The following is a 324-nucleotide window of genomic DNA, read 5'->3' as shown; positions in this document are numbered from 1 at the left end:
CACGGCGCCGGGCGCTCGGGCGCCGCGTCATCTGCCTCGACCCCATGGGTCTGGCCGGCGGCACCGACCACTGGAACCCGCTCCAGGGCCGCGACCCGGACGACGTCCTCTACCTTCAGAGCACCGCCCTGGCCCTTCTGCCCGAGGCCACCGGTGACGGCGAGGCCTCCGCCTACTTCCGCAATCGGGCCGTCGACCTGATCACCGGCGCGCTGTTGGTCGCACTGCGCCAGCCGGAGGCGTGCACGGTCGTGGAGGTCCAGGATCTGCTCACCGACGAGGCCCGCTTCCATGGCCTCCTGCAACAGTACGTCACCCACTGGC

The 324-nt window shown here is 71.6% G+C and carries 1 protein-coding gene; it reads left to right on the top strand.

Annotated features, from left to right (window positions below):
- The coding region (locus KZZ07_RS26755; RefSeq protein WP_219519966.1) for a hypothetical protein at positions 1–324 on the top strand (324 nt) is incomplete at both ends.

The organism is Mameliella sp. CS4 (assembly GCF_019392335.1).
Classification (GTDB): domain Bacteria; phylum Pseudomonadota; class Alphaproteobacteria; order Rhodobacterales; family Rhodobacteraceae; genus Antarctobacter.
This window is presented reverse-complemented; position numbering and strand designations above follow the sequence as displayed.